Source organism: Streptomyces sp. NPDC051662, from assembly GCF_040681655.1.
Classification (GTDB): Bacteria; Actinomycetota; Actinomycetes; order Streptomycetales; family Streptomycetaceae; genus Streptomyces.
The window spans coordinates 40,529-62,300 of the sequence record NZ_JBFAZD010000027.1; the positions used below are offsets into that span (position 1 = coordinate 40,529).

Consider the following 21,772-nt stretch of genomic DNA (forward strand, 5'->3'; position numbering starts at 1 on the left):
CCGGGCGCCGGGGCGCGAGTCGCCGGGGGCCGGGCCGTGTGCCGTCGGGCCCTCACGGGGCCAGCGCGCCGAGCGGATCGTCCAGTACCGGCTGCCACGCCACCTCGGCCGCGCCCACCAGGCTGTTGTGGTCGAGGGTGCAGGGCAGGATGGGTACGCCGCCACTGCGGCCCCACAGGCTCCGGTCCGCGACGACGGCGCGCAGCCGTTCCGGGTCCGCGTCGAGCAGTTCCCGGTGGAGTCCGCCGAGGATGATGCGGTCGGGGTTGAGGATATTGACCAGCCCGGCGAGCCCGAGGCCCAGCCGGTCGATCAGCTCCTCGGTGGCTCCGCGTACGGCGGGGTCCGCGCTGTCCGTACGGAGCAGATCACGGGCCTGCTGGAGCAGCGAGACCTCGGGGCCGGGGGCGCGGCCGGCCGCGGTGAGGAAGGCAAGCGGGTCGGCCTCGACGTCGAGACATCCTTTGCTGCCGCAGTAGCAGGGCCGGCCCTCGGGGTTGACCGTGAGATGGCCGACCTCCAGGGCGAGACCCGCGCTGCCGGTGTGCAGCCGGCCGTCGAGCACCAGCGCACCACCGACCCCCCGGTGTCCGGTCGCGACACAGAGCAGATGCTGGGCGCCGCGTCCCGCGCCGTGCCGGTGTTCGGCGAGCGCCGCGAGGTTGACGTCATTGCCGGTGAACGCGGGGCCCTCGATGCCCGCCGCGCGTACCCGCTCGGCGAAGATCTCCCGTACCGGCGCCCCGGCGGGCCAGGCGAGGTGCAGCGGGTTGAGCGCCGTGCCCTCCGGCTCGGCGACGGCCGACGGTACGGCGAGTCCCGCGCCGACACAGCGCAGCCCGGTGGTGCGCAGCAGCCCCGCCCCGGCCTCGACGACCTCCCCGAGGATCTGCGCCGGATCCGCGGTGACCGTACCGCGCACGGGAGCGGTGGCGACGATCCGGCCGCCGAGCCCGACCAACGCGGCCCGGAAGCCGTCCGCGTGGACCTGCGCGGCGAGCGCGACGGGCCCCGTGTCGTCGACGGACAGCCGGTGCGAGGGCCTGCCCTGGGAACCGGCGCCGGCGCCGGGACGTGAGTCGACCCGGATCAGACCGAGGGCCTCCAGCTCCGCGGCGACCGCGCCCGCGGTGGCCCGGGTGACCCCCAGCTCCGCGGTCAGCACCGCGCGGGTGGGCGCACGACCGGTGTGCACCAGTTCCAGTGCAGGACCGAGTGCGCCGCGGCCTCTCTCCAGCCTTGTCCGGGCGGTCGTCCCCTTGCCGTTCATGGGGGCGAGTCTCCCATGATCCGCGACCGATGCCGACGGCCCGTCGTGCGATGCCGACGGCTTGTGAGGACGTGCCACGGCCCCTATGCTCACTTTGTGCCGCACCTAAACAAAGTAGCGACGGCCCTTCTGGGAGGACGCGCCGGAGAACCCGGCTCCCGGTCCTCGCTGTCCCGCCTCCGTATCGCGCTGACCGTGTTCTTCGCCCTCGACGGTTTCATGTTCGCCGGCTGGGTGGTCCGTATCCCCGCCATCAAGCAGCAGACGGGAGCCTCGGCGAGCGCTCTCGGGCTCGCGCTGCTCGGTGTCTCCGCGGGCGCCGTGGTGACGATGGTGTTCACCGGCCGGCTCTGCCGGCGCTTCGGCAGCCATCCGGTGACGGTGGTGTGCGCCGTACTGCTCTCGTTCAGCATCGTGCTGCCACCACAGACGCACTCGGCCCTGACCCTCGGTCTGGTGCTGCTGGTGTTCGGCGCCGCGTACGGCGGACTGAACGTCGCGATGAACAGCGCGGCCGTCGATCTCGTGGCCGCCCTGCGGCGCCCGGTCATCTCCAGCTTCCACGCCGCGTTCAGTCTCGGCGGCATGATCGGGGCGGGGCTGGGCGGGCTGGTCGCGGGTGGCCTCTCCCCCGCCGTCCATCTGTCCCTCCTGACCGGGGTCGGTCTGCTCGTCACCGCCGTCACCGGCCCCTCGCTGCTGCGGCACCCGGCACCCGTCCCGGAGCGCGGGGAGCGGGAGCGCCCGGAGCCGGCGGGGACGGCGTCCCCGCCGCGGCGGCTCGACAGCCGCACCCGACGCCTGGTCCTTCTCTTCGGCGTGATCGCCCTGTGCACGGCGTACGGCGAGGGCGCGATGGCCGACTGGAGCGCGCTCCATCTGACCCAGGACCTGGACGCGGCCCCCGGTCTGGCGGCGGCCGGTTACTCGCTCTTCGCCCTCGCCATGACGGTGGGACGGCTCTCCGGTACGGCCCTGCTGGAGCGGCTCGGCCAGACCCGCGCCCTGGTCACGGGAGGCGTCACGGCCGCGCTCGGCATGCTGGTCGGCGCGCTCGCGCCCACCGCCTGGCTGGCCCTGGCCGGCTTCGCCGTGGCCGGGCTCGGCCTCGCCAATATCTTCCCCGTGGCCATCGGCCGCGCGGGGGCGCTGGCGGGACCCGGCGGGGTCGCCGCCGCCTCCACTCTCGGATACGGCGGAATGCTGCTCGGCCCGCCCGCGATCGGCTTCCTCGCCGACTGGTTCACGCTGCCGCTCGCCCTGACCACGGTGGCCCTGCTGGCGGGCGCCGCCGCGCTCATCGGCTACTCGGCGCGGAACGCGTCGGCGGAACCGGGCTCCGCACGACCGGCGGACTCCCTGCGCCCCGCGGACTCCGCGCACCGGCCCGAGTTGGCGCGTCCGGCGGATGAGTAGCCGTACTCAGGCACATCCGTTCGGACTGAATCACCCTGGAGGGAGCAACCACTTCAGGGGAGAAAGAGCAATGAACTCAGGACGGCTCACCGGACTCGCGCGGCTGACCTTCGGCAATCGCGCGTCGCAGGTCTATCTGGGCCTGGTCGCCGCGGCGACGGTGTTCGTCGCCGTCGACACCCTCTTCGTACACCACGAGGACGCCTCGTTCGCCGGCGTGTGGCTGTTCTTCCTCGCCGCGCCGACCATCTTCGCGTTCTTCATCGGCGGCGGGCTGGTGGGCGACGCGGTCGCGGAGTCCGCCGGATTCCTCTATCCCGCGCTGGTGCTCTCGGTGCTGATCCAGGCGGCGGCCATCGGGGCGTTCGTACGGCTGCTGCGGCACACGGCGGGTCCGGCGCACCCCCACCGCGCCTGACACCGGCCGGCCATGGGGTGGCGTCTTGCCCCGGGCCCCGGGCGAGGTCAGACTCGGGCCATGGGGACACGGATCGCGGGAACCACGCGGGGCAACGCCGAACGGGACGCCATCACGGTCGAGATCGGCTTCGCCGTGCTGACGGGCGCGTTGGCGGCGGCGCTCGTGTACGGCGTCATCGCGGCACCCGCGTGGTACTTCGACCTGCCCGACGCGTTCGGGCAGGTCGCCGCCGTGGCCGCGGGTCTCGCGTTCGTGGGACGTGTCGTTCAGGTCCTGTGGCGCTTCCCGCGGTCCGGACAGGGCGCACCGGCACAACTCCCGGGACAGCAGCCGGAGAAGCGGACCGATCAGCCGAGCCAGCCCGGCCGTACCAGCCCCGACTCATAGGCGAGGACGACCAGTTGGGCCCGGTCGCGGGCGCCCAGCTTCACCATCGTCCTGCTGACATGCGTCTTGGCCGTGAGCGGGCTGACGACCAGCCGGCGGGCGATCTCCTCGTTGGAGAGACCGATCCCGACCAGCGCCATCACCTCCCGCTCACGCTCGGTGAGCGCGCCCAGTTCCGCGAGGCCCGTCGGCGTCTTGGAGCGGGACGCGAACTCCGCGATGAGCCGGCGGGTGACCCCCGGGGACAGCAGCGCGTCGCCGCCCACCACCGCCCTGACCGCGCGCAGCAGCTCCTCCGGTTCTGTGTCCTTGACAAGAAATCCCGAGGCGCCCGAGCGGATCGCCTCGAAGACGTACTCGTCGAGTTCGAAGGTGGTGAGCATGACCACCCTCACCTGGTCGAGCCGTGGGTCCTCGGTGATCCGCCGGGTGGCGGCGAGACCGTCGAGCAGCGGCATCCTGATGTCCATCAGCACGACATCGGGGCTCAGTTCACGCACCCGGAGCAGCGCCTCCTCGCCGTCCGCGGCCTCGCCCGCTACCTCGATGTCCGGCTGGGCGGCGAGCAGCGCGCGAAAGCCCGCCCGTACCAGCGACTGGTCATCGGCGAGCAGTACACGGATCACGGTGTCTCCTTGGCGTTCGGGCCCCGGGCGAGCCCTGGGTGTTCAGTTCTCGGGGTTCAGCGGGAGCGTGGCCCGTACGCGGAACCCGCCGTCCGGACGCGGGCCGGCCTCGATCGTGCCACCGAGCGCGGCGGCCCGCTCGCGCATGCCGACAAGACCGTTGCCGCCGCCCCCCGCGTCGCCGCCGGTGGCCGGACCCGCGTCGTCGATACGCAGCTCCAGCAGCCCCGGCGCGTAGCCGAGGCCGATCTCCGCCGTACGGGACCCGGAGTGGCGCACCACATTCGTCAGCGCCTCCTGGACGATCCGGAAGGCGGCCAGATCCGTGCCCGGTGGCAGCGCCGCCCGCTCCCCGTCGTGCCGGACATCGACGGTCAGTCCGGCGCTCGCGGCCTGGTCGACCAGCTCGGGCAGCCGGTCGAGACCCGGGGCGGGGGCGCGCGGGGCGTCACCGGGCGTCACCGGGCGTTCTGAGGGTGTCGAGGACCTGTCGTACCTCGCCGAGTGCCTCCTTGCTCGCCGCCTTGATGGTGGTCAGGGCGGTGCGTGCCTGCTCGGGATCGGAGTCGAGCAGGGCGAGCCCCACACCCGCCTGGACGTTGATGACCGAGATGGAGTGGGCGAGTACGTCGTGCAGCTCACGGGCTATCCGCAGCCGCTCCTCGTTCTCCCGGCGCTTCTTGGCCGCCGCGCGCTCGGCGCCCTCCCTGGCCCACTGCTCATGGCGTACCCGGACGAGTTCGGAGGCGGCGCAGAGGGCGACCACGAAGGCCGCGATGACGAGTTCCTGCTCCCAGGGCGCGGGCCGGTCGTGTGCCGGGGGCAGCCAGCGGTAGAGCCAGTGCGCGATCAGCAGATGCCCCACCCAGAGCGTGCCGACCGCCCACCAGGCCGCCCGCCGGTGGCCCGCGACGATCGCGGCGGAGCAGGCGAGGGCAACCGTGAGGAAGACGGGTCCGTACGGATAGCCGGCGGCGAAGTACACGAGCGCGGTCGCCGAGACCCCGAAGACGGTGATGACGGGGTGTTCGCGACGGAACAGCAGCAGCGCGGGACCGGCGAGCAGCAGCAGCCGCGCGTAGCCGTCCAGGGGCTGTCGATCAGGCTGGCCGTTCGCGGCGAAGGCGGTACCCGCCAGTACGAAGACGGCCAGCAACAGGGAGGACCGCCAGGGCAACCGGCGCGGGCGGCGGGCCCCGCGGAACCGGACCGGTGGACCGTCCTGTGCCCAGGACGCACCGGCGTAGGACCAACGGTCACCGCCGCGCGCCCAGGGAGGACCGCCGCGCCGACAGTGGGGGCGGCCGGTCCGACCGCCGCCCCACCCCCCGGCCCGGCCCCCTTCCCGCCACCGGTCACGTCCCCGGCGCGGGCGGCTGTACTGCTCTTCCATACCGGTCACGCTAGACCGGCGGGCGCGTACGGGCGTCAGCCGGGCGAGGTGACCACATGTACTCCCTGGGGAGTACGGGAACCCCGGCGGGCCCGATCAGCGCCCGTCGCTCACTCCCGGGCACCCGCCTCCGGGACACCCGTCACCCCGGCCACACCGGGCTCCGGCGTCCCACCGTCCGACGTCCCGGTTTCGCTCGGCTGCCTGCGGTCCAGCAGATCCAGCGCGCGGCGGGCCAGCGGATGGGTCCGTACGGCACCGGCCAGCGTGGTCGAGCCGCGGGTGATGTCCGCGAACATGTTCCACGCGGGGCGCAGCCCCGTGATCGCCGCGTGCAGCAGTCCCGGCCTGCGCTCGAAGATGGCCAGCATCCGCCGGCCTACGCCCATCTCCACACCGAGCCCGGCCTTGATGGCGAACGCGTAGTTCAGCGCCTGCCGGCGAGCGTCCACGGCGTCGTGCGACTCGGAGATCCGTACCGCCCACTCCCCCGCGAGCCGCCCGGAGCGCAGGGCGAAGGAGATTCCTTCCCTGGTCCACGGTTCGAGGAGGCCCGCCGCGTCCCCGCACACCAGCACCCGCCCGCGCGACAGCGGTGAGTCCTCGCTGCGGCACCGGGTCAGATGCCCGGACGAGAGGGAGGGCTCGAAGCCGGCGAGCCCGAGCCGGGCGATGAAGTCCTCCAGATAGCGTTTGGTGGCGGCGCCCTCGCCGCGTGCCGAGATCACCCCCACGGTGAGCGTGTCCCCCTTCGGGAACACCCACCCGTAACTCCCGGGCAGCGGGCCCCAGTCGATGAGCACCCGGCCCGCCCAGTCCTCCGCGACGGTCGGCGGAACCGGAATCTCGGCCTCAAGGCCCAGGTCCACCTGGTCCAGCTTCACTCCGACATGCGCGCCTATCCGGCTGGCGCTGCCGTCCGCGCCCACCACGGCCCTCGCCAGCACCGTCTCACCGTCCGCCAGGACGACCGCGACCGTACGGCGGTCGGGCACGGCGGGGCCGTGCTGCTCGACGCGCGAGACGGTCACGCCGGTACGGAGTACCGCACCGGCCTTCTGCGCGTGCTCCACCAGACTCGCGTCGAACTCCGGGCGGTTGATGAGCCCGAAGAGCATGCGCTTGGAGCGGCGGGTACGGGCGAGCTTGCCGTTCAGGGAGAAGGTCACCGCGTGCACCCGGTCCCGGAACGGCAACTCGAAGCCCGGGGGCAGTGAGTCGCGCGAGGGCCCGATGATCCCGCCCCCGCAGGTCTTGTAGCGGGGCAACTCGGCTTTCTCCACCAGCAGCACCTGACGGCCCGCGACCGCCGCCGCGTATGCCGCGGAGGCTCCCGCCGGCCCTGCGCCGACCACGACGACATCCCACACCGGCTCGTCGTGCTCGCTTCCGGCGTCTGCGTTCTCGCTGCTCACGATGTGCTTCTGCTCCTGATCCGACCGGTGGCCCCTGCTGTCGAACGGCATCCTACGGCGCTGGCTCGGTGAACCCGCTGTGGGAGGATCGGCAGTGACTTTCGACGTACACCCGACAGAGACAACGTCGTACCCACCAGGAGCGTGCCCATGACCGCGAATCCGATCGCCGAGACCGTAGCGTCGCTGATGCCCCGTGCCCGTACGGAGCTCGCGGAGCTGGTGTCCTTCCGGTCGGTGGCGGATCCCGCGGTGTCCCCCAGGAGCGAGTGCGAGGCCGCCGCGGGCTGGGTCGCCGACGCGCTGCGCGCCGAGGGGTTCCAGGAGGTCGCGGTCCTCGACACCCCCGACGGAACCCAGTCCGTCTACGGCCTGCTGGCGGGCCCCGAGGGCGCGCCCACGGTGCTGCTCTACGCCCACTACGACGTGCAGCCGCCGCTGGACGAGGACGCCTGGGTGACGCCGCCCTTCGAGCTGACCGAGCGCGATGGGCGCTGGTACGGACGCGGGGCGGCCGACTGCAAGGGCGGCTTCCTGATGCATCTGCTCGCCCTGCGCGCCCTCAAGGCGAACGGCGGGGTGCCGGTGAACGTCAAGGTGATCGTGGAGGGTTCGGAGGAGCAGGGCACCGGCGGTCTCGAACGGTACGCGGAAGCCCACCCGGAGCTGCTGACCGCGGACGCCGTCGTCGTCGGCGACACCGGGAACTTCCGGCTGGGCCTGCCGACGGTCACCGCCACGCTGCGCGGCATGACCATGGTCCGGGTCTCGGTCGCCACGCTCGAAGGCAACCTGCACTCGGGCCAGTTCGGCGGAGCGGCGCCCGACGCGCTCGCCGCCCTCATCAAGGTGCTCGACTCGCTGCGCGCCGAGGACGGCTCCACCACCGTGGACGGGCTGGCCTCGGACGCCGTCTGGGACGGACTGGCCTACGACGAGGCCGACTTCCGCAAGGACGCCAAGGTGCTCGACGGCGTCGGACTGATCGGCGAGGGCACGGTCTCCGACCGGATCTGGGCCCGCCCGGCCGTGACCGTACTGGGCATCGACTGCCCACCCGTGGTGGGCGCCACCCCGTCGATCCAGGCGAGCGCGCGGGCGACGGTCAGTCTGCGGGTGCCGCCGGGCCAGGACGCCGCCGAGGCGACCGAACTGCTCGTCTCGCACATCGAGAAGCACACTCCGTGGGGCGCGCGCGTCACGGTGGAACAGATCGGCCAGGGCCAGCCGTTCCGCGCGGACACCTCCAGCCCCGCGTACACGGCGATGGCCGACGCGATGCGTGTGGCGTATCCGGGCCAGGAGATGCAGGCGGCGGGAATGGGCGGCTCCATCCCGCTCTGCAACACCCTGGCCGAGCTGTATCCGCGGGCGGAGATCCTGCTGATCGGGCTGAGCGAGCCGGAGGCGCAGATCCACGCGGTGAACGAGAGCGTCTCCCCGGAGGAGTTGGAGCGCCTGTCGGTCTCCGAGGCCCTGTTCCTGGTCAACTACGCCCGTTCCAAGGGGGCCTGACGGGGCGTGAGCGGGTCGGCAGGGGCCGTGCGGAGCTGGGGCGGGCTTGCCGGACCTGAGCGCCCCGCACTCCCACGGACCTGAGGCCCGTGGGAGTGCGGTCGGCCCACGGGGATCCCGCCGGGCCCATCAGCCCACGGGGATCCCGTCCTCCAGGTTGAGTACCGTCCGGCGCTCCCTGGCCCGCAGGGCCCAGCGCAGCCGCGCGTAGCGGGCGGGCGGCAGCAGCCGCTCCGCCTCCTCCTCGCCGACGAAGCGCCAGCCCCTCAGCTCGGGCCCCGGCAGAAGCAGTTGGCCGACGAGATGGGCGGGGAGCCGGCCGCCGTCGAAGAGCAGCCGCAGTCCGCCGTACCCCGGCGGCCTCGGCGGTTCCCAGTCGACGACCAGCAGACCGGGCACATCGGTGAGTTCTATGCCTATCTCCTCCGCGACCTCACGTATCCCGGCGCGGGCGGGTGCCTCACCGGCCTCCACCACCCCGCCGGGGAACTCCCAGCCGGGCTTGTACGTGGGATCGACGAGGAGGACGCGGTCCTGCTCGTCGAAGAGCAGGACGCCCGCCGCGACGGTCTCGGCGGTCGGCTCGGGTGTCTGCACGATCTCGCGGACGCCCGCCGTGCCGTTCCTTACGGCCTCCGCGAGACAGACGGCGGTCTCGCGCGCCGTGAGGCCGGTGTTGTCGATCACGAGGGCGTCGCCGGTGAGCCAGCCCAACGCCGCGCGGTACGGCTCGATGTACGCGTCGCCCCGGCGCCGCCCACGCTCGGCCACGCCGGTCCCGCCCGTCCCGCCCGGGTCGTTCTCACGCGCCTCACGTGCCGCGATCCGTCCCCGCAGGATCGTTTCATCTGTTGTCAACAACACATGCCGTACGGGGATACGGCGCGAGGCGAGCCCGCCGAAGATCTCATCCCTGTACTCCTGGCGCAGCAGGGTCATCGGCACCACGAGCGCCCCGCCCACCTCCGCCAGCAGGGCCGCCGCGGTGTCGACCACCAGACGCCGCCAGATCGGCAGGTCCTGGAAATCGGTCACCTCGGCGAGCCTCTTCTGCGGCAGCAGCTCCCCGAGCCGCCCGCCGATCAGCTCGGGTTCGTACAGAGTGCAGTTCGGGATCAGGTCGATCAGTTCGCGTGCGGTGCTGGACTTGCCCGCTCCGAACGCACCGTTGATCCAGACGATCACGGTTCCCCCTCTTCCGTAGCCCTCAGTGGACTGCCCGCAACACCCTGCCCCGGAAACCCCCGGGCAGACCGGGGAGCCCGCACGGGCCGACCGGTCGTGTCCGAGCTGTGTCCGGATCGAGGTCGTCCTGATGCCACTCGGGCGTCTTCTGTACGAACCGATGTCCCCGCCGGGCCGTAACACAACCCCGGGGAACATCGTTGAAAGCTTCATAGGCTAGGGGGTAACCAATGCGTCGGACGGTGCTGGAACAATTTCCCGCGGGAGGGCCGCGGGGCAGTTGGCCCGCGGAGGAATTCGCGCGGGCGCGGCGGGACGAGGGCACACCGGCCGAGGTCGTGATGGATCTCGACTCGGACGTCTTCCTCGTCGTCGTGCCCCACCAGGCGACCGACTCGGGCTCCTGCGGCGCCAAGTGAGCCGTACGCCCCGGAGAGCCGACATGACCGCGGCACCGACCGCGCCCGCCCCGCGCCCGCCCGCCCCGCGCCCGACCACCCGGCGGTCCGCGCTGATACTCGCGCTCGCGGGCCTGGCCGTCTCACTGACCGCCACCCCCGCGGCGGCCGACAGCAGCGCCTGTACGCACCACTTCTCGGGACCGCAGATCTGTATCAGGCTGGAGGGGCAGGGCGGTCGGAACGCGGTCACCGGGATCTGGACCAACCCGCCGCGGGAGGTGACCTCCCGCGCCGTGTCGCTGTTCCGGAACGGAGAGCTCATCGATACGGCGACGGCCACCCGTTCCGGCAAGGCGCTGACATACAGGTGGCCGACCGAGGAGTCGGGCAGGGACACCGAGTTGTGTGTGAGGTTCCGGGGCAGCAAACGCATGGCCTGCCAGACGACCCGCTGAGACGCTTCCCGTACCGCCCCCCGGTGCGGGCCCGGCGCTCAGCCGCCGACCGCCGCCGCCGTCGTGCCGTCCCGTCCGCCGAGCGCCGCCGCGGCCGCCGCCGCGCCGACGAGGCCCGCGTCCCGCCCGGTCAACGCCGGGGCGATCTTGATGCCCTGGACGAAGGAGAGCGAGGCGTAGTCCTGGAGCGAGCGGCGCAGCGGTGCGAAGAGCACCTCGCCCGCGTTCGCCACTCCGCCGCCGATGACCGCGATACGGATCTCGACCAGTGTGGCGGTCGCGGCGATCCCGGCGGCCAGCGCTTGGGCGGCCCGCTCGAACGAGGCGATGGCGACCGGATGCCCGGCCCGCGCCGCTGCGGCCACGGCAGCCGCGGAGGTGTCACCGTCGGGTCCCGGCCGCCAGCCGCCCTCCAGCGCTCTGCGGGCGATATTGGGGCCGCTGGCGATACGTTCCACACAGCCGCGGGCGCCGCACGGGCAGAGATCACCGTCCAGGTCCACACAGATGTGGCCGATGTGACCGGCGTTGCCGGAGGGCCCCGGGTGGAGCTTCCCGTTCAGCACGAGCCCACCGCCGACCCCCGTGGAGACCACCATGCACAGCGCGTTGTCATAGCCGCGCGCGGCGCCCTGCCAGTGTTCCGCGGCGGTGATGGCGACACCGTCGCCGACGAGCGTCACCGGCAGCCCGCCCGTGGCGGCCCGTACCCGCTCCACCAGCGGAAACCCGCGCCAGCCCGCGACGTTGACCGGGCTGACCGTGCCGGCCGAGGCGTCCACGGGGCCCGCGCTGCCGATACCTATCGCCGTGGCCGACCCCCAGAGCGGGGACGCGGACACCTCGGCGAGGACCGCCTCGACAGCGCGCATCACCGTCTCGCCGTCCTCCCGCGCGGGTGTGGGACGTTGTGCCCGTACGAGGATCCTGCCGTTGCCGTCCACCAACGCGCCGGCGATCTTGGTGCCGCCGATGTCGAGTGAGGCAACGGGGTCGGTATGCATCGGTGTGGGATCTCCCGGCGATGAGGTGTCCCCGCGTATACCGGGGATGGACGGAACAGTGGCTTCGATGAACAGTCTCCATTCCCCTGACAACGTTGTCCAGGGCCTATGCTCGACGCCACAACCGTGGCAGGCAAACCCACGGCAAAGCGACCGGCGAATGAACACCGAAACACCGACGCAACGACGCAACGACGACAGGACAGCGCACTGTGGCCGACAACACCCGCCGCCCCGAGCCCCGTTACGGCAACAGGCCCACGATGAAGGATGTGGCCGCACGTGCCGGAGTAGGGCTCAAGACGGTCTCCCGGGTGGTCAATGGGGAGCCGGGTGTCACACCCGACACCGAGCGCCGGGTCCAGGAGTCCATCGACGCGCTCGGCTTCCGCCGCAACGACTCGGCGCGCGTGCTGCGCAAGGGCAGGACCGCGAGCATCGGGCTGGTGCTGGAGGATCTCGCCGATCCCTTCTACGGGCCGCTGAACCGCGCCGTGGAGGAGGTCGCCCGCGCCCACGGCGCGCTGCTGATCAATGGATCGAGCGCGGAGGACCCGGACCGCGAGCAGGAGTTGGTGCTCGCCCTCTGCGCACGCCGGGTGGACGGGCTGATCGTGATCCCCGCCGGGCACGACCACCGCTATCTGGAGCCGGAGATCAAGGCCGGGGTGGCGACGGTCTTCGTGGACCGCCCGGCCGGCCGGATCGACGCGGACGCCGTACTGTCCGACAGCTTCGGCGGCGCCCGCTCCGGGGTCGCCCATCTGATCGCGCACGGTCATCGCAGGATCGGCTTCATCGGCGACCAGCCCCGGATCCACACGGCGAGCGAACGGCTGCGCGGCTATCGCACGGCGATGGCGGACGCGGGGCTCGCCCCGCACGACGACTGGGTCTCGCTCGGCACGACCGCGCCGAACCGGGTGCGTGACGCCGTCGTCGCGATGCTCGCGGGGCCGGAGCCGGTCACCGCGATCTTCACGGGCAACAACCGCGTGACGGTGACGGTGGTACGGGTACTGGCCGCGCACGACCGGCCGGTCGCCCTGGTCGGTTTCGACGACATCGAACTGGCCGATCTGCTGGACCCGGGCGTCACGGTCATCGCGCAGGACGCGGCGACCCTGGGCCGTACGGCGGCCGAACGGCTCTTCCACCGGCTCGACGGGGCGGTCGACGCCCCGTCCCAGGTGGTGCTGCCGACCCGGCTGATCGCCCGCGGGTCGGGAGAGATCCCACCGCCGCCCCAGGGGTAGCGGCGCGGGGGCGACGGCGGCTCCGCTACGGAGCCGTCACCGTCAGGTCCGCGCGACGCGGGATCGCGAAGCTCTCCAGATCCGCGCGGGTCAGGCCGGTGAGCCCGGTGACCTCGTCGCTGTCGAGGGCGCCGCAGTCGAGTCCACCCAGCAGATAACCGCTGAGCGCCTTGGCGGTGGCGGGCTCGTCCATCACATCGCCGCCCGCCCTGGCGGCATAGGCGGCGAGCCGGGCCGCGGCCGGCTCCAGGCCCTCGCGGTAGAAGGCGTACACGGCGGCGTAGCGGGTCGGCAGCTGGCCCGGGTGCATGTCCCAGCCCTGGTAGTAGGCGCGGGCGAGCGCACGCCTCGTGAGGCCGTAGTGCAGCCGCCACGCCTCGTGGACCTGTGCGGTGGGCCCGACCGGCAGGACATTGGTGGAGCCGTCGCAGACCCGTACGCCGGTGCCCGCGGCGGCGACCTGCATCACGGCCTTGGCGTAGTCGGCGGCCGGGTGGTCGCTGGACTGGTACGCGGCGCTGACCCCGACGCAGGCGCTGTAGTCGAAGGTGCCGTAGTGCAGCCCGGTGGCCCGGCCACCGGCCGCGTCGATCATCCGGGCCACGGTGGCGGTGCCGTCCGCGGCGAGGATCGACTGGCTGGTCTCGATCTGGATCTCGAACCCGATCCGGCCCGGCTCCAGGCCGCGCGCCTTCTCGAACTCCCCGGCCAGCCGCGCCATCGCGGCGACCTGCTCGGCGTAGGTGACCTTGGGAAGCGTCAGGACCAGCCCCTCCGGGAGGCCGCCCGCCTCCATCAGTCCGCTCAGGAAGATGTCGAGGGTCCTGATCGCCCGGTCGCGTACGGCGGCTTCGAGGCACTTCATCCGGATGCCCATGTACGGGGCGGCGGTGCCGTTCCGGTACGCCTCGTGGACCAGCCGGGCGGCGCGGGCGGCGTCCTCGTCCTCCTCGTGGCCCGGGCGGGGGCCGTAGCCGTCCTCGAAGTCGATGCGCAGGTCTTCGACGGGCTCGCGGCTCAGCTTGTCCCGTACGCGCTCGTACACCGGTCCGGCCAGCTCATCGGAGAGACCGAGTACGCGCGCCAGCGAGGCGGCGTCCGGGGCGTGTTCGTCGAGGGCGGCGAGCGCCTGGTCGCCCCAGGAGCGGACGGTGCCGGCGGCGAAGGCGTCACCGGGTACGTAGACGGTGTGGACGGGCCGGCGGGTGCCGGGGTCGCCGGGGTAGCGGCGGGCCAGCTCCGCGTCGACCGGCGCGAGGGAGGCACCGACGGCCGCGCCGACCGCGTCCGGGAGACTCGTGGCCACCTTCTCCTGCTGCCCCATTGCCGGCCCTCCAATTTTCCGCTCTGCGGAATCAACAATTCGTTGAAAGAAGTTAATCGGCAGGCTCGTGCCACGTCAACGACGCGGGGCCACGCGGTGAGGATCACCACGCGGCCCCGGGTCCATAGGGCATCGGCGGGTCAGCCCTTGCGGATCTTGACCTCGTCGGTGAGCTGGGGGACGACCTCGAAGAGGTCGCCGACGACGCCGTAGTCGACGAGGTCGAAGATCGGCGCCTCGGCGTCCTTGTTGATCGCCACGATCGTCTTGGACGTCTGCATACCGGCGCGGTGCTGGATGGCGCCCGAGATGCCGGAGGCGATGTACAGCTGCGGCGAGACGGACTTGCCGGTCTGGCCGACCTGGCTGGAGTGCGGGTACCAGCCGGCGTCGACGGCGGCGCGGGAGGCGCCGACGGCAGCGCCGAGGGAGTCGGCGAGCGCCTCGATGATCGCGAAGTTCTCGGCTCCGTTGACACCACGACCGCCGGAGACCACGATCGCGGCCTCGGTCAGCTCCGGGCGCCCCGTCGACTCGCGCGGGGTACGGGAGACGACCTTCGTGCCGGTGGCCTTCTCGGAGAAGGACACGGCCAGGGCCTCGACGGCGCCCGCGGCCGGAGCGGCCTCGACCGGGGCCGAGTTGGGCTTCACGGTGATGACCGGGGTGCCCTTGGAGACACGGGTCCTGGTGGTGAACGCGGCGGCGAACACCGACTGCGACGCCACCGGCCCCTGGTCACCGGCCTCCAGGTCGATGGCGTCGGTGATGATCCCGGAGCCGATACGGACCGCGAGCCTGGCGGCGATCTCCTTTGCCTCGGCGGAGGACGGGAGCAGCACCGCGGCCGGCGAGACGGCGTCGTAGGCGGCCTGGAGCGCGTCGACCTTCGGTACGACGAGGTAGTCGGCGAACTCGGCGGCGTCGGCGGTGAGCACCTTCACGGCGCCGTGCTCGGCGAGCGCGGGGGCGGTGCTCCCGGCACCGGGGCCGAGCGCGACGGCGACGGGCTCGCCGAGCCGGCGGGCCAGCGTCAGCAGCTCCAGGGTGGGCTTGCGGACGGCACCGTCCACGTGGTCGACATAGACGAGAACTTCAGCCATGGGACTTCTTCTCTCCTGCTCGCGAAAGATGAGGGGGCGGTCTGCGGGTGGGGCTCAGATGAACTTCTGGCCCGCGAGGAAGGCGGCCAGCTGCTTGCCGCCCTCGCCCTCGTCCTTGACGATCGTGCCCGCCGTACGGGCCGGACGCTCCGCCGCCGAGTCGACCGCGGTCCAGGCGCCTTCGAGACCGACCTCGTCCGCGTCGATCTCCAGGTCCTCCAGGTCCCAGGACTGCACCGGCTTCTTCTTCGCGGCCATGATGCCCTTGAAGGACGGGTAACGCGCCTCGCCCGACTGGTCCGTCACCGACACGACCGCCGGAAGCGACGCCTCCAGCTGCTCGGACGCGGTGTCGCCGTCCCGGCGGCCCTTGACGAGTCCGTCCTCGACCGCGACCTCGGAGAGCAGCGTGACCTGCGGGACGCCCAGCCGCTCGGCGAGGATCGCGGGCAGCACGCCCATCGTGCCGTCGGTGGAGGCCATACCGCAGATGACCAGGTCGTAACCGGTCTTCTCGATGGCCTTGGCGAGGACCAGGGAGGTGCCGAGAACGTCCGTGCCGTGCAGGTCGTCGTCCTCGACATGGACGGCCTTGTCCGCGCCCATGGAGAGCGCCTTGCGCAGCGCGTCCTTGGCGTCCTCGGGGCCGACGGTCAGCACGGTGATCTCGGCGTCGCCGTCTCCGTCGAAGTCCCCGGCGATCTGCAGTGCCTGCTCGACCGCGTACTCGTCGAGCTCCGACAGCAGACCGTCCACGTCGTCCCGGTCGACGGTCAGGTCATCGGCGAAGTGCCGGTCGCCGGTGGCGTCGGGCACGTACTTCACACAGACAACGATCCTCAAGCTCACGCCGGCTCTCCTACTGCATCGTCATTTCTGGGCTGCCTTGTTGCACGCAGCATAGGCGCCTTATCGGGCGGTTTCCGGTCGGGGAGACCGGCGCACCGGAGTAAATATTACTCGTCAGTACACCCAGAGTATTCCCACTGAGCAAGCGCTTGGAACTGTGACCTTTCCAACGCGGCGGGAGAGCCGGAGCGGGGAACCCTCAGTCGCGCAGCGCGTTGAACCGCCCCTGGTGGTAGAGGAGCGGCCGGCCGCCGCCCGCGGGGTCGCCGACGACGGCCTGGGCGATCACCAGCCGGTGGTCCCCGGCGGGTACCCGGGCGATCACGCGGCAGACCAGCCAGGCCAGTACGCCGTCGAGGACGGGCACCCCCTCGGGCCCGGTCCGCCAGGACGTGGGCGGCCCGAACCGGTCGGCTCCGCTGCGCGCGAACGTCGCCGCCAGCTCCTTCTGGTGCTCGCCGAGTATGTGCACACCGATATGGGCGGTCTCGGCGAGGACCGGCCAGCTGGAGGAGGAGGTGCCCACGCCGAAGGAGATCAACGGGGGCTCGGCGGCAGCCGAGTTGAGGGAGGTGGCGGTGAATCCGACCGGCCCCTCCCCCTGTGCCGTGATGACCGCGACACCCGCCGCGTGCTGCCGGAACACGGAGCGGAGCAGATCGGGAGAGGCCAGTTGGGGAGTGGACAGATCGGGCGTGGCCGTCATGGAGTTGTCCTTCTTCGGGAGTGACGAACGGGGCCGTGGCTGCTCAGACAGCCGGACAGCGCGCGCTCGCGTTGCGGGCCAGGTCCACATCGGCCCGCCCGTAGAGAAGGAGTTCTTGGGGCACCTCGTCAGCGTGACGATAGGTGGCGGGCGCAGTCAAGTACGTATCCCCCGCACCCGCGCCACCTCCCGCCGTCACACCGCCTCGCCCAGCGCGGCGATCACATCCACGGTGCGGGGTTGGCCGGCCGCTCTCCGTACGATGCGGCCCCCGGCGTCGAGCACCAGCACCGTGGGGGTCCTGAGGATGCCCAGCTCGCGCACCAGCTCCAGCCGTTGCTCGGCGTCCAGCTCCACATGGGAGACCCCCTCGACCATCCCCGCCACTTCGGCGAGGGTGCGCCGGGTGGCCCGGCACGGCTGGCAGAACGCGGTGGAGAACTGGACGAGCGTGGCCCGCTCCCCCAGTTCGGCGCCCAACTCGGCGGCGCCGAGCCGCTTCCCGCCGTCGTTCCCCGGCATCTCAGCTTCCCTTCGCCGCGTCCGCGCGGCACTCCGGGGCGCCCGCCTTCACGGACACCGCCACCCGCGCCACGAGCTCTGTCGCCCGTATCCCGCCCTCATCGCCGGGTGCAGCGTTCACGCGACCGCGAAATATTCCGTGCCCCCGCACGGCCGGTACGGGAGATCGCCGGTGATCGACATCGACGCCGGAGGCCCGGGCACCGGGGCGCGCGAGGCGCCTGTCGGTCCGGCACACCACGGCTGTGCTGCGGCGATATGACGCCGACGTGACGAGAATCTCGCCGGACGCACAGACCAGGACTGGCCACGGGGCCGCGTATGGGGCACCATCGGCGCAATGCCGAAAACCTACGGCTGCGTAACTTCCGCCGGGAGAACCCTCCCCGGAACAGAAGGGTCCTCACCTGATGGCAGAGCTCGTCTATCGACCGGTCATCGGCGCCGCCCGCACGATGTTCAAGGCGCTGGACCTGAAGATCGACACTCAGGGTTCCGAGCACATCCCGCGCACCGGTGGCGCCGTGCTCGTCAGTAACCACATCAGCTATCTGGACTTCATCTTCACGGGGCTCGCGGCGCTCCCGCAGAAGCGTCTGGTGCGTTTCATGGCGAAGGAGTCGGTCTTCCGGCACAAGGTCTCCGGCCCCCTCATGCGTGGCATGAAGCACATCCCGGTGGACCGCAAGCAGGGCGAGCAGGCATACGCGCACGCGCTGGACTCGCTGCGCTCCGGCGAGATCGTCGGGGTCTTCCCCGAGGCGACCATCTCGCAGTCCTTCACGCTCAAGAGCTTCAAGTCGGGCGCGGCCCGGCTGGCGCAGGAGGCCGGGGTTCCGCTGATCCCGATGGCGCTGTGGGGCACCCAGCGGATGTGGACCAAGGGCCGGCCGCGCAACTTCAAGCGCAGCCATATCCCGGTGACGATCCGGGTCGGAGAGCAGATCGAGGCGGCGGCGGACCAGTACGCGGGAGCGATCACCCGGCGACTGCGCGAGCGGGTGCAGGAGATGCTGGAGGCCGCGCAGCGCGCCTATCCGGTGCGCCCCAGGGACGCGGCCGACACCTGGTGGGTGCCCGCGCACCTCGGCGGGACCGCGCCCACCCCGGCGGAGGCCCGTACGGCGGAGGCCGGCTGAGCCGGGGGCACGCCGAACCGTACGCTGAAACGTCTCTCCTCACCGGAACGTCTCTCCTGACCGGAACGGCCCGGCCCCGGCCGGGGTCCGCGTTCCGGTCAGGGTCAGGCCCGGAGCGCGGCCGGACGGGTCAGCGCGCCGCGTGGACCGTGATCCGCGCCCCGGGGCTCAGCTTCTCCAGCGACTCGGCGAGTTCGGCGCCCGCCGCGTCGAGCGCGTCGCGGGTCATGGGGGCCAGGCTCTCCAGCAGGAAGACCGCGTTCACGGACTCCTCGGTGAGCCGGGTACGCACGCCCTGACGCCAGTTCCACCGCCGGCAGGTGACACCTTCGTCGTCGCACCAGACGACCTCGCCCGGCTCGGGACACTCCACCGTCGTCTCACCGCCGGCGACCGTCGCGAACGGCTCCTCCCCCGTGGCGCGCACGAGCCGCATGCCGCCGACGATCCGGTCGGTGTCCTCGCCGCCCACGGGGATCAGATGGGCGACGCTGATGGCGTTGTAGAGGTCGACCAGCAGATTGATCCGCGGCAGCCCGGCGTCGGACAGGGCGCGCTTGGCAAGCGCCTCGGCGGAGTTGCGGGTACGGGAGGGCTTGGCCCCGAAGGCGGTGTACGCCGCGCGCCAGGCGGCCAGATGGGCGTCCTCGTGCGGGGCGCGGCCGTCCAGCCGGCCGGCGAGCCTACGGGCCGCGTCGTCCAGCAGGGCGGAACTGTCCGCGTTGCTGGGGCCGTTGACCAGCCCGTGGGCCTCGACGGCGAGATGGGTGAAGCCGGGCGCGAGGGTACGCACCTCGTCCGACACGGTGAGCGTCAGGGTCATGGTCTGCTGTGCCTCGGTACTTTCGGAGTGGCGGTCAGAGGGCGGTGGGAAGCGTCCGCCAGAGGCGGCGCCGGTCGGGGGCGGCTCTCAGCGCGCTCAGCACGACCGGATGCGGTGCATCATAAAGCACTGGGTAGTCTATCTCACTGCACTCAGGGCGGACGGTCCAGGCCAGCCGCTCGCCCTCCAGCGAGAACTGGGCGTCGACCCCCGGCTTGTTGCCGCGCGGATCCTGCCGGGCCCAGGACTCGCGGCCGGGCAGCCGGACCGCGACCAGCCCGTGAATGACCGCGTGGGACCCGTCGTCATCGGCGAGCCGCTGGTAGCACAGGGCCGTCGGGATGGACTCCGCGCGCAACAGCGCGGCCAGGGCATGGGCCTTCGCGTAACAGATGCCGGTACGCAGCGCGAGGACGTCCGAGGCGCGCCAGGTGACCCGCGGATCCTCCGCGTCGGCCGAGTGCGGAACGCTGTCACGGACGAACTCGTACGCGGCCCTCGCGTATGAGTATGCGTCCCCGCCGTCGACACGGAGCCGGGCGGCCGTCCCCTGTATCAGCGGATGACCATGGTCGATGACCTCATCGGCCGCCAGGTAGGCGGAGAGATCGGGGTTCTGCTGGATGAGCCGCATAGCGGCCACCCTAAGGACAGGACCGGCCGGAATCCAATGGATTTCCGGCCGGTCACATATCTATGCGGAAACCGGCTACCGCGCCATCTCTTCCTTGAGCGCCTGCACGAAGGCGTCGACGTCGTCCTCCGTCGTGTCGAAGGAGCACATCCAGCGGACGTCCCCGGCCTTCTCGTCCCAGAAGTAGAACCGGAACCGGCGCTGGAGGCGGACGCTGACCTCGTGCGGCAGCCGCGCGAAGACGGCGTTGGCCTGGACCGGGTGGAGGATCTCCACTCCGTCCACCGCGCGCACGCCCTCCGCGAGCCGCTGGGCCATCGCGTTGCTGTGCCGGGCGTTGCGCAGCCACAGGTCGCCCGCGAGGAGCGCCTCCAACTGCACCGATACGAACCGCATCTTGGACGCGAGCTGCATGGAGAGCTTGCGCAGATGCTTCATGGCCCGCGTGGCGTCCGGATCGAGGACGACCACGGCCTCGCCGAAGAGCATGCCGTTCTTCGTGCCGCCGTAGGAGAGGATGTCCACACCGACGGTGTTGGTGAACGTCCGCATCGGGACGTCCAGCGACGCGGCGGCGTTGGATATCCGGGCCCCGTCGAGATGGACCTTCATACCCCGCTCGTGGGCGTGCGCGCAGATGGCGCGGATCTCGTCGGGCGTGTAGACCGTGCCCAGTTCGGTGTTCTGGGCGATCGACACGACCTGCGGCATGGCCCGGTGCTCGTCGTCCCAGCCGTACGCCTGCCGGTCGATCAGCTCGGGCGTGAGCTTGCCGTCCGGGGTCGGTACGGTCAGCAGCTTGAGGCCGGCGACCCGCTCGGGGGCGCCGCCCTCGTCCACGTGGATATGCGCGGTCTCGGCGCAGATGACCGCGCCCCACCGGTCGGTGAGCGCCTGGAGCGCGACCACATTGGCGCCGGTGCCGTTGAAGACCGGGAAGGCCTCCGCCGTCGGGCCGAAGTGGCTGTGCATGACGCGCTGGAGATGACCGGTGTAGTCGTCCTCTCCATAGGAGATCTGATGGCCGCCGTTGGCGACGGCGAGCGCCGCCAGGACCTCGGGGTGCGCGCCCGCGTAGTTGTCGCTGGCGAAGCCGCGTACGTCGGGGTCGTGGTGCCGGCGCGCGTCCGTCGTACGGGACCTCACGGCTCGGGGGTCAGCCACAGGCGGTTTCCATTCACTTCCCGGGCGGGCCGGTCCCAGACTCCGACGATGGCCTCGGCCAGGTCCGTGACGTCCGTGAAGCCCGCGAACTTCGCATTCGGGCGCTCGGCGCGCATCGCGTCGTGCACCAGTGCCTTGATGACCAGAATGGCAGCCGCGGCCCGGGGGCCCTCCTCACCCCCCGCCTTGCGGAAGGCATCGCCGAGGGCCAGCGTCCAGGCCTCGGCGGCGGCCTTGGCGGCGACGTAGGCGGCGTTGCCCGCCGTGGGCTTGGCCGCGCCCGCCGCGCTGACCAGCACGTAGCGTCCGCGGTCGCTGCGCAGCAGCCCGTCGTGGAAGGCGAGGGACGTGTGCTGGACGGTACGGATCAGCAGCTTCTCCAGCACGTCCCAGTCGGCGAGATCGGTCTCGGCGAAGGAGGCGCTGCCGCGCCAGCCGCCGACGAGATGGACCAGTCCGTCGATCCGGCCGAACTCCTTCTCGGTCTTGTCCGCCCACGCGCGGGTGGCGGCGAGGTCGAGCAGATCGACGGTGTCGCCGGTGACCGTGGCTCCGCCGTGTGCGTACCGTGCGGCGTCGACCGCCTCGGCCAGCCGGGTGGCGTCCGCGTCCGCGCCGACGACCGTGGCGCCGGCCTCCGCGAGCCGCAGCAGGGCGGCCCGGCCCGCGGGGCCCGCCGCTCCGGCCACCGCGACCACGGCTCCGTCCAGTGCGCCGTTCATGGCACCGCTTCCGTTCATGGGCGTCGCCTCTCGTTCGTGAGC

22 protein-coding genes and 1 pseudogene are annotated in these 21,772 nt (G+C 72.1%); 8 read left to right on the forward strand and 15 right to left on the reverse strand.

The window, feature by feature from the left end; genetic code table 11:
• Window positions 1-52 precede the first annotated feature (52 nt).
• The gene (locus tag AB0M67_RS32880) at window positions 53-1,270 is read right to left on the reverse strand and encodes an ROK family protein (RefSeq protein WP_365751218.1); all 1,218 of its coding nucleotides are present in this window, start codon (window positions 1,268-1,270) and stop codon (window positions 53-55) included.
• Between the two features lie 96 nt (window positions 1,271-1,366).
• Between AB0M67_RS32880 and AB0M67_RS32885 the strand changes: the two genes are divergently transcribed.
• From AB0M67_RS32885 to AB0M67_RS32895, 3 genes are all read left to right on the forward strand, one after another.
• Window positions 1,367-2,686, forward strand: a complete 1,320-nt coding sequence (locus tag AB0M67_RS32885) for an MFS transporter (RefSeq protein ID WP_365751219.1) — start codon at window positions 1,367-1,369, stop codon at window positions 2,684-2,686.
• Between the two features lie 70 nt (window positions 2,687-2,756).
• Window positions 2,757-3,104, forward strand: a complete 348-nt coding sequence (locus AB0M67_RS32890) for a hypothetical protein (RefSeq protein WP_365751220.1) — start codon at window positions 2,757-2,759, stop codon at window positions 3,102-3,104.
• Window positions 3,105-3,164: 60 nt separating this feature from the next.
• The gene (locus AB0M67_RS32895) at window positions 3,165-3,494 is read left to right on the forward strand and encodes a DUF6332 family protein (protein WP_365751221.1); all 330 of its coding nucleotides are present in this window, start codon (window positions 3,165-3,167) and stop codon (window positions 3,492-3,494) included.
• Here the strand turns inward: AB0M67_RS32895 and AB0M67_RS32900 are convergent.
• The 3 genes and pseudogenes from AB0M67_RS32900 to AB0M67_RS32910 all read right to left on the reverse strand — a co-directional run bounded on the left by AB0M67_RS32900 (window position 3,455) and on the right by AB0M67_RS32910 (window position 6,928).
• Window positions 3,455-4,120, reverse strand: a complete 666-nt coding sequence (locus tag AB0M67_RS32900; protein WP_365751222.1) for a response regulator transcription factor — start codon at window positions 4,118-4,120, stop codon at window positions 3,455-3,457. The genes AB0M67_RS32895 and AB0M67_RS32900 overlap by 40 nt on opposite strands.
• Window positions 4,121-4,162: 42 nt before the next feature.
• Window positions 4,163-5,297 (reverse strand): annotated as a pseudogene (locus tag AB0M67_RS32905) (sensor histidine kinase).
• Between the two features lie 326 nt (window positions 5,298-5,623).
• Window positions 5,624-6,928 carry a geranylgeranyl reductase family protein gene (locus AB0M67_RS32910; protein ID WP_365751223.1) on the reverse strand — a complete coding sequence of 435 codons (1,305 nt, stop codon included), beginning with the start codon at window positions 6,926-6,928 and terminating at the stop codon, window positions 5,624-5,626.
• A 150-nt stretch (window positions 6,929-7,078) separates the two neighbouring features.
• Between AB0M67_RS32910 and AB0M67_RS32915 the strand changes: the two genes are divergently transcribed.
• A complete protein-coding gene (locus AB0M67_RS32915; protein WP_365751224.1) occupies window positions 7,079-8,443 on the forward strand; it encodes a dipeptidase in 1,365 nt (454 codons plus the stop codon).
• Window positions 8,444-8,572: 129 nt separating this feature from the next.
• On the opposite strand, the gene AB0M67_RS32920 is transcribed toward AB0M67_RS32915, so the two are convergent.
• Entirely contained in the window at window positions 8,573-9,628 is a 1,056-nt protein-coding gene (locus AB0M67_RS32920) for an NUDIX domain-containing protein (protein ID WP_365751225.1), read from the reverse strand.
• A 230-nt stretch (window positions 9,629-9,858) separates the two neighbouring features.
• On the opposite strand from AB0M67_RS32920, the gene AB0M67_RS32925 reads away from it, so the two are divergent.
• Window positions 9,859-10,047: a hypothetical protein gene (locus tag AB0M67_RS32925; protein ID WP_249948878.1), complete on the forward strand. Its 189-nt coding sequence runs from the start codon at window positions 9,859-9,861 to the stop codon at window positions 10,045-10,047.
• A 23-nt stretch (window positions 10,048-10,070) separates the two neighbouring features.
• On the forward strand, window positions 10,071-10,484 hold the full coding sequence (locus tag AB0M67_RS32930) for a hypothetical protein (protein WP_365751226.1): 414 nt from the start codon (window positions 10,071-10,073) through the stop codon (window positions 10,482-10,484).
• 38 nt (window positions 10,485-10,522) lie between these two features.
• Here AB0M67_RS32930 and AB0M67_RS32935 read toward each other — a convergent pair whose 3' ends face one another.
• Window positions 10,523-11,488, reverse strand: a complete 966-nt coding sequence (locus tag AB0M67_RS32935; RefSeq protein ID WP_365751227.1) for an ROK family protein — start codon at window positions 11,486-11,488, stop codon at window positions 10,523-10,525.
• 212 nt (window positions 11,489-11,700) lie between these two features.
• Between AB0M67_RS32935 and AB0M67_RS32940 the strand changes: the two genes are divergently transcribed.
• Window positions 11,701-12,744 carry a LacI family DNA-binding transcriptional regulator gene (locus AB0M67_RS32940; protein ID WP_365751228.1) on the forward strand — a complete coding sequence of 348 codons (1,044 nt, stop codon included), beginning with the start codon at window positions 11,701-11,703 and terminating at the stop codon, window positions 12,742-12,744.
• A 25-nt stretch (window positions 12,745-12,769) separates the two neighbouring features.
• On the opposite strand, the gene AB0M67_RS32945 is transcribed toward AB0M67_RS32940, so the two are convergent.
• The 5 genes from AB0M67_RS32945 to AB0M67_RS32965 form a co-directional block, all read right to left on the reverse strand.
• Window positions 12,770-14,068: an aldolase/citrate lyase family protein gene (locus AB0M67_RS32945; RefSeq protein WP_365751229.1), complete on the reverse strand. Its 1,299-nt coding sequence runs from the start codon at window positions 14,066-14,068 to the stop codon at window positions 12,770-12,772.
• 140 nt (window positions 14,069-14,208) lie between these two features.
• Window positions 14,209-15,171, reverse strand: a complete 963-nt coding sequence (locus AB0M67_RS32950; RefSeq protein ID WP_365751230.1) for an electron transfer flavoprotein subunit alpha/FixB family protein — start codon at window positions 15,169-15,171, stop codon at window positions 14,209-14,211.
• A 54-nt stretch (window positions 15,172-15,225) separates the two neighbouring features.
• A complete protein-coding gene (locus tag AB0M67_RS32955; RefSeq protein WP_365751231.1) occupies window positions 15,226-16,020 on the reverse strand; it encodes an electron transfer flavoprotein subunit beta/FixA family protein in 795 nt (264 codons plus the stop codon).
• A gap of 199 nt (window positions 16,021-16,219) precedes the next feature.
• Window positions 16,220-16,726 carry a flavin reductase family protein gene (locus tag AB0M67_RS32960; protein ID WP_365751232.1) on the reverse strand — a complete coding sequence of 169 codons (507 nt, stop codon included), beginning with the start codon at window positions 16,724-16,726 and terminating at the stop codon, window positions 16,220-16,222.
• 195 nt (window positions 16,727-16,921) lie between these two features.
• Entirely contained in the window at window positions 16,922-17,248 is a 327-nt protein-coding gene (locus AB0M67_RS32965) for a thioredoxin family protein (RefSeq protein ID WP_365751233.1), read from the reverse strand.
• Between the two features lie 410 nt (window positions 17,249-17,658).
• On the opposite strand from AB0M67_RS32965, the gene AB0M67_RS32970 reads away from it, so the two are divergent.
• Window positions 17,659-18,387 carry a lysophospholipid acyltransferase family protein gene (locus AB0M67_RS32970; protein ID WP_365751234.1) on the forward strand — a complete coding sequence of 243 codons (729 nt, stop codon included), beginning with the start codon at window positions 17,659-17,661 and terminating at the stop codon, window positions 18,385-18,387.
• Between the two features lie 130 nt (window positions 18,388-18,517).
• Here the strand turns inward: AB0M67_RS32970 and AB0M67_RS32975 are convergent, their stop codons facing one another.
• The 4 genes from AB0M67_RS32975 to AB0M67_RS32990 all read right to left on the reverse strand — a co-directional run bounded on the left by AB0M67_RS32975 (window position 18,518) and on the right by AB0M67_RS32990 (window position 21,748).
• Entirely contained in the window at window positions 18,518-19,210 is a 693-nt protein-coding gene (locus tag AB0M67_RS32975; protein WP_365751235.1) for a phenylalanine--tRNA ligase beta subunit-related protein, read from the reverse strand.
• Window positions 19,211-19,244: 34 nt separating this feature from the next.
• Window positions 19,245-19,844 carry a transglutaminase domain-containing protein gene (locus tag AB0M67_RS32980; protein WP_365751236.1) on the reverse strand — a complete coding sequence of 200 codons (600 nt, stop codon included), beginning with the start codon at window positions 19,842-19,844 and terminating at the stop codon, window positions 19,245-19,247.
• A 75-nt stretch (window positions 19,845-19,919) separates the two neighbouring features.
• On the reverse strand, window positions 19,920-21,008 hold the full coding sequence (locus AB0M67_RS32985; RefSeq protein ID WP_365751237.1) for a low specificity L-threonine aldolase: 1,089 nt from the start codon (window positions 21,006-21,008) through the stop codon (window positions 19,920-19,922).
• Complete coding sequence (locus AB0M67_RS32990) at window positions 20,987-21,748, reverse strand: SDR family NAD(P)-dependent oxidoreductase (protein ID WP_365751238.1); 762 nt, start codon at window positions 21,746-21,748, stop codon at window positions 20,987-20,989. Before AB0M67_RS32990 ends, AB0M67_RS32985 begins: the two co-directional genes overlap by 22 nt.
• Window positions 21,749-21,772: the final 24 nt, after the last annotated feature.

Excerpts from the sequence above, each read along its gene's own strand:
- AB0M67_RS32880 (WP_365751218.1), bottom strand. The coding sequence starts at position 1,270 with ATGAACGGCAAGGGGACGACCGCCCGGACAAGGCTGGAGAGAGGCCGC.
- AB0M67_RS32975 (WP_365751235.1), bottom strand. The coding sequence starts at position 19,210 with ATGACCCTGACGCTCACCGTGTCGGACGAGGTGCGTACCCTCGCGCCC.
- AB0M67_RS32990 (WP_365751238.1), bottom strand. The coding sequence starts at position 21,748 with ATGAACGGAAGCGGTGCCATGAACGGCGCACTGGACGGAGCCGTGGTC.
- AB0M67_RS32945 (WP_365751229.1), bottom strand. The coding sequence starts at position 14,068 with ATGGGGCAGCAGGAGAAGGTGGCCACGAGTCTCCCGGACGCGGTCGGC.
- AB0M67_RS32970 (WP_365751234.1), top strand. The coding sequence starts at position 17,659 with ATGGCAGAGCTCGTCTATCGACCGGTCATCGGCGCCGCCCGCACGATG.
- AB0M67_RS32980 (WP_365751236.1), bottom strand. The coding sequence starts at position 19,844 with ATGCGGCTCATCCAGCAGAACCCCGATCTCTCCGCCTACCTGGCGGCC.
- AB0M67_RS32890 (WP_365751220.1), top strand. The coding sequence starts at position 2,757 with ATGAACTCAGGACGGCTCACCGGACTCGCGCGGCTGACCTTCGGCAAT.
- AB0M67_RS32935 (WP_365751227.1), bottom strand. The coding sequence starts at position 11,488 with ATGCATACCGACCCCGTTGCCTCACTCGACATCGGCGGCACCAAGATC.
- AB0M67_RS32960 (WP_365751232.1), bottom strand. The coding sequence starts at position 16,726 with ATGACGGCCACGCCCGATCTGTCCACTCCCCAACTGGCCTCTCCCGAT.
- AB0M67_RS32930 (WP_365751226.1), top strand. The coding sequence starts at position 10,071 with ATGACCGCGGCACCGACCGCGCCCGCCCCGCGCCCGCCCGCCCCGCGC.
- AB0M67_RS32895 (WP_365751221.1), top strand. The coding sequence starts at position 3,165 with ATGGGGACACGGATCGCGGGAACCACGCGGGGCAACGCCGAACGGGAC.
- AB0M67_RS32925 (WP_249948878.1), top strand. The coding sequence starts at position 9,859 with ATGCGTCGGACGGTGCTGGAACAATTTCCCGCGGGAGGGCCGCGGGGC.
- AB0M67_RS32915 (WP_365751224.1), top strand. The coding sequence starts at position 7,079 with ATGACCGCGAATCCGATCGCCGAGACCGTAGCGTCGCTGATGCCCCGT.
- AB0M67_RS32950 (WP_365751230.1), bottom strand. The coding sequence starts at position 15,171 with ATGGCTGAAGTTCTCGTCTATGTCGACCACGTGGACGGTGCCGTCCGC.
- AB0M67_RS32965 (WP_365751233.1), bottom strand. The coding sequence starts at position 17,248 with ATGCCGGGGAACGACGGCGGGAAGCGGCTCGGCGCCGCCGAGTTGGGC.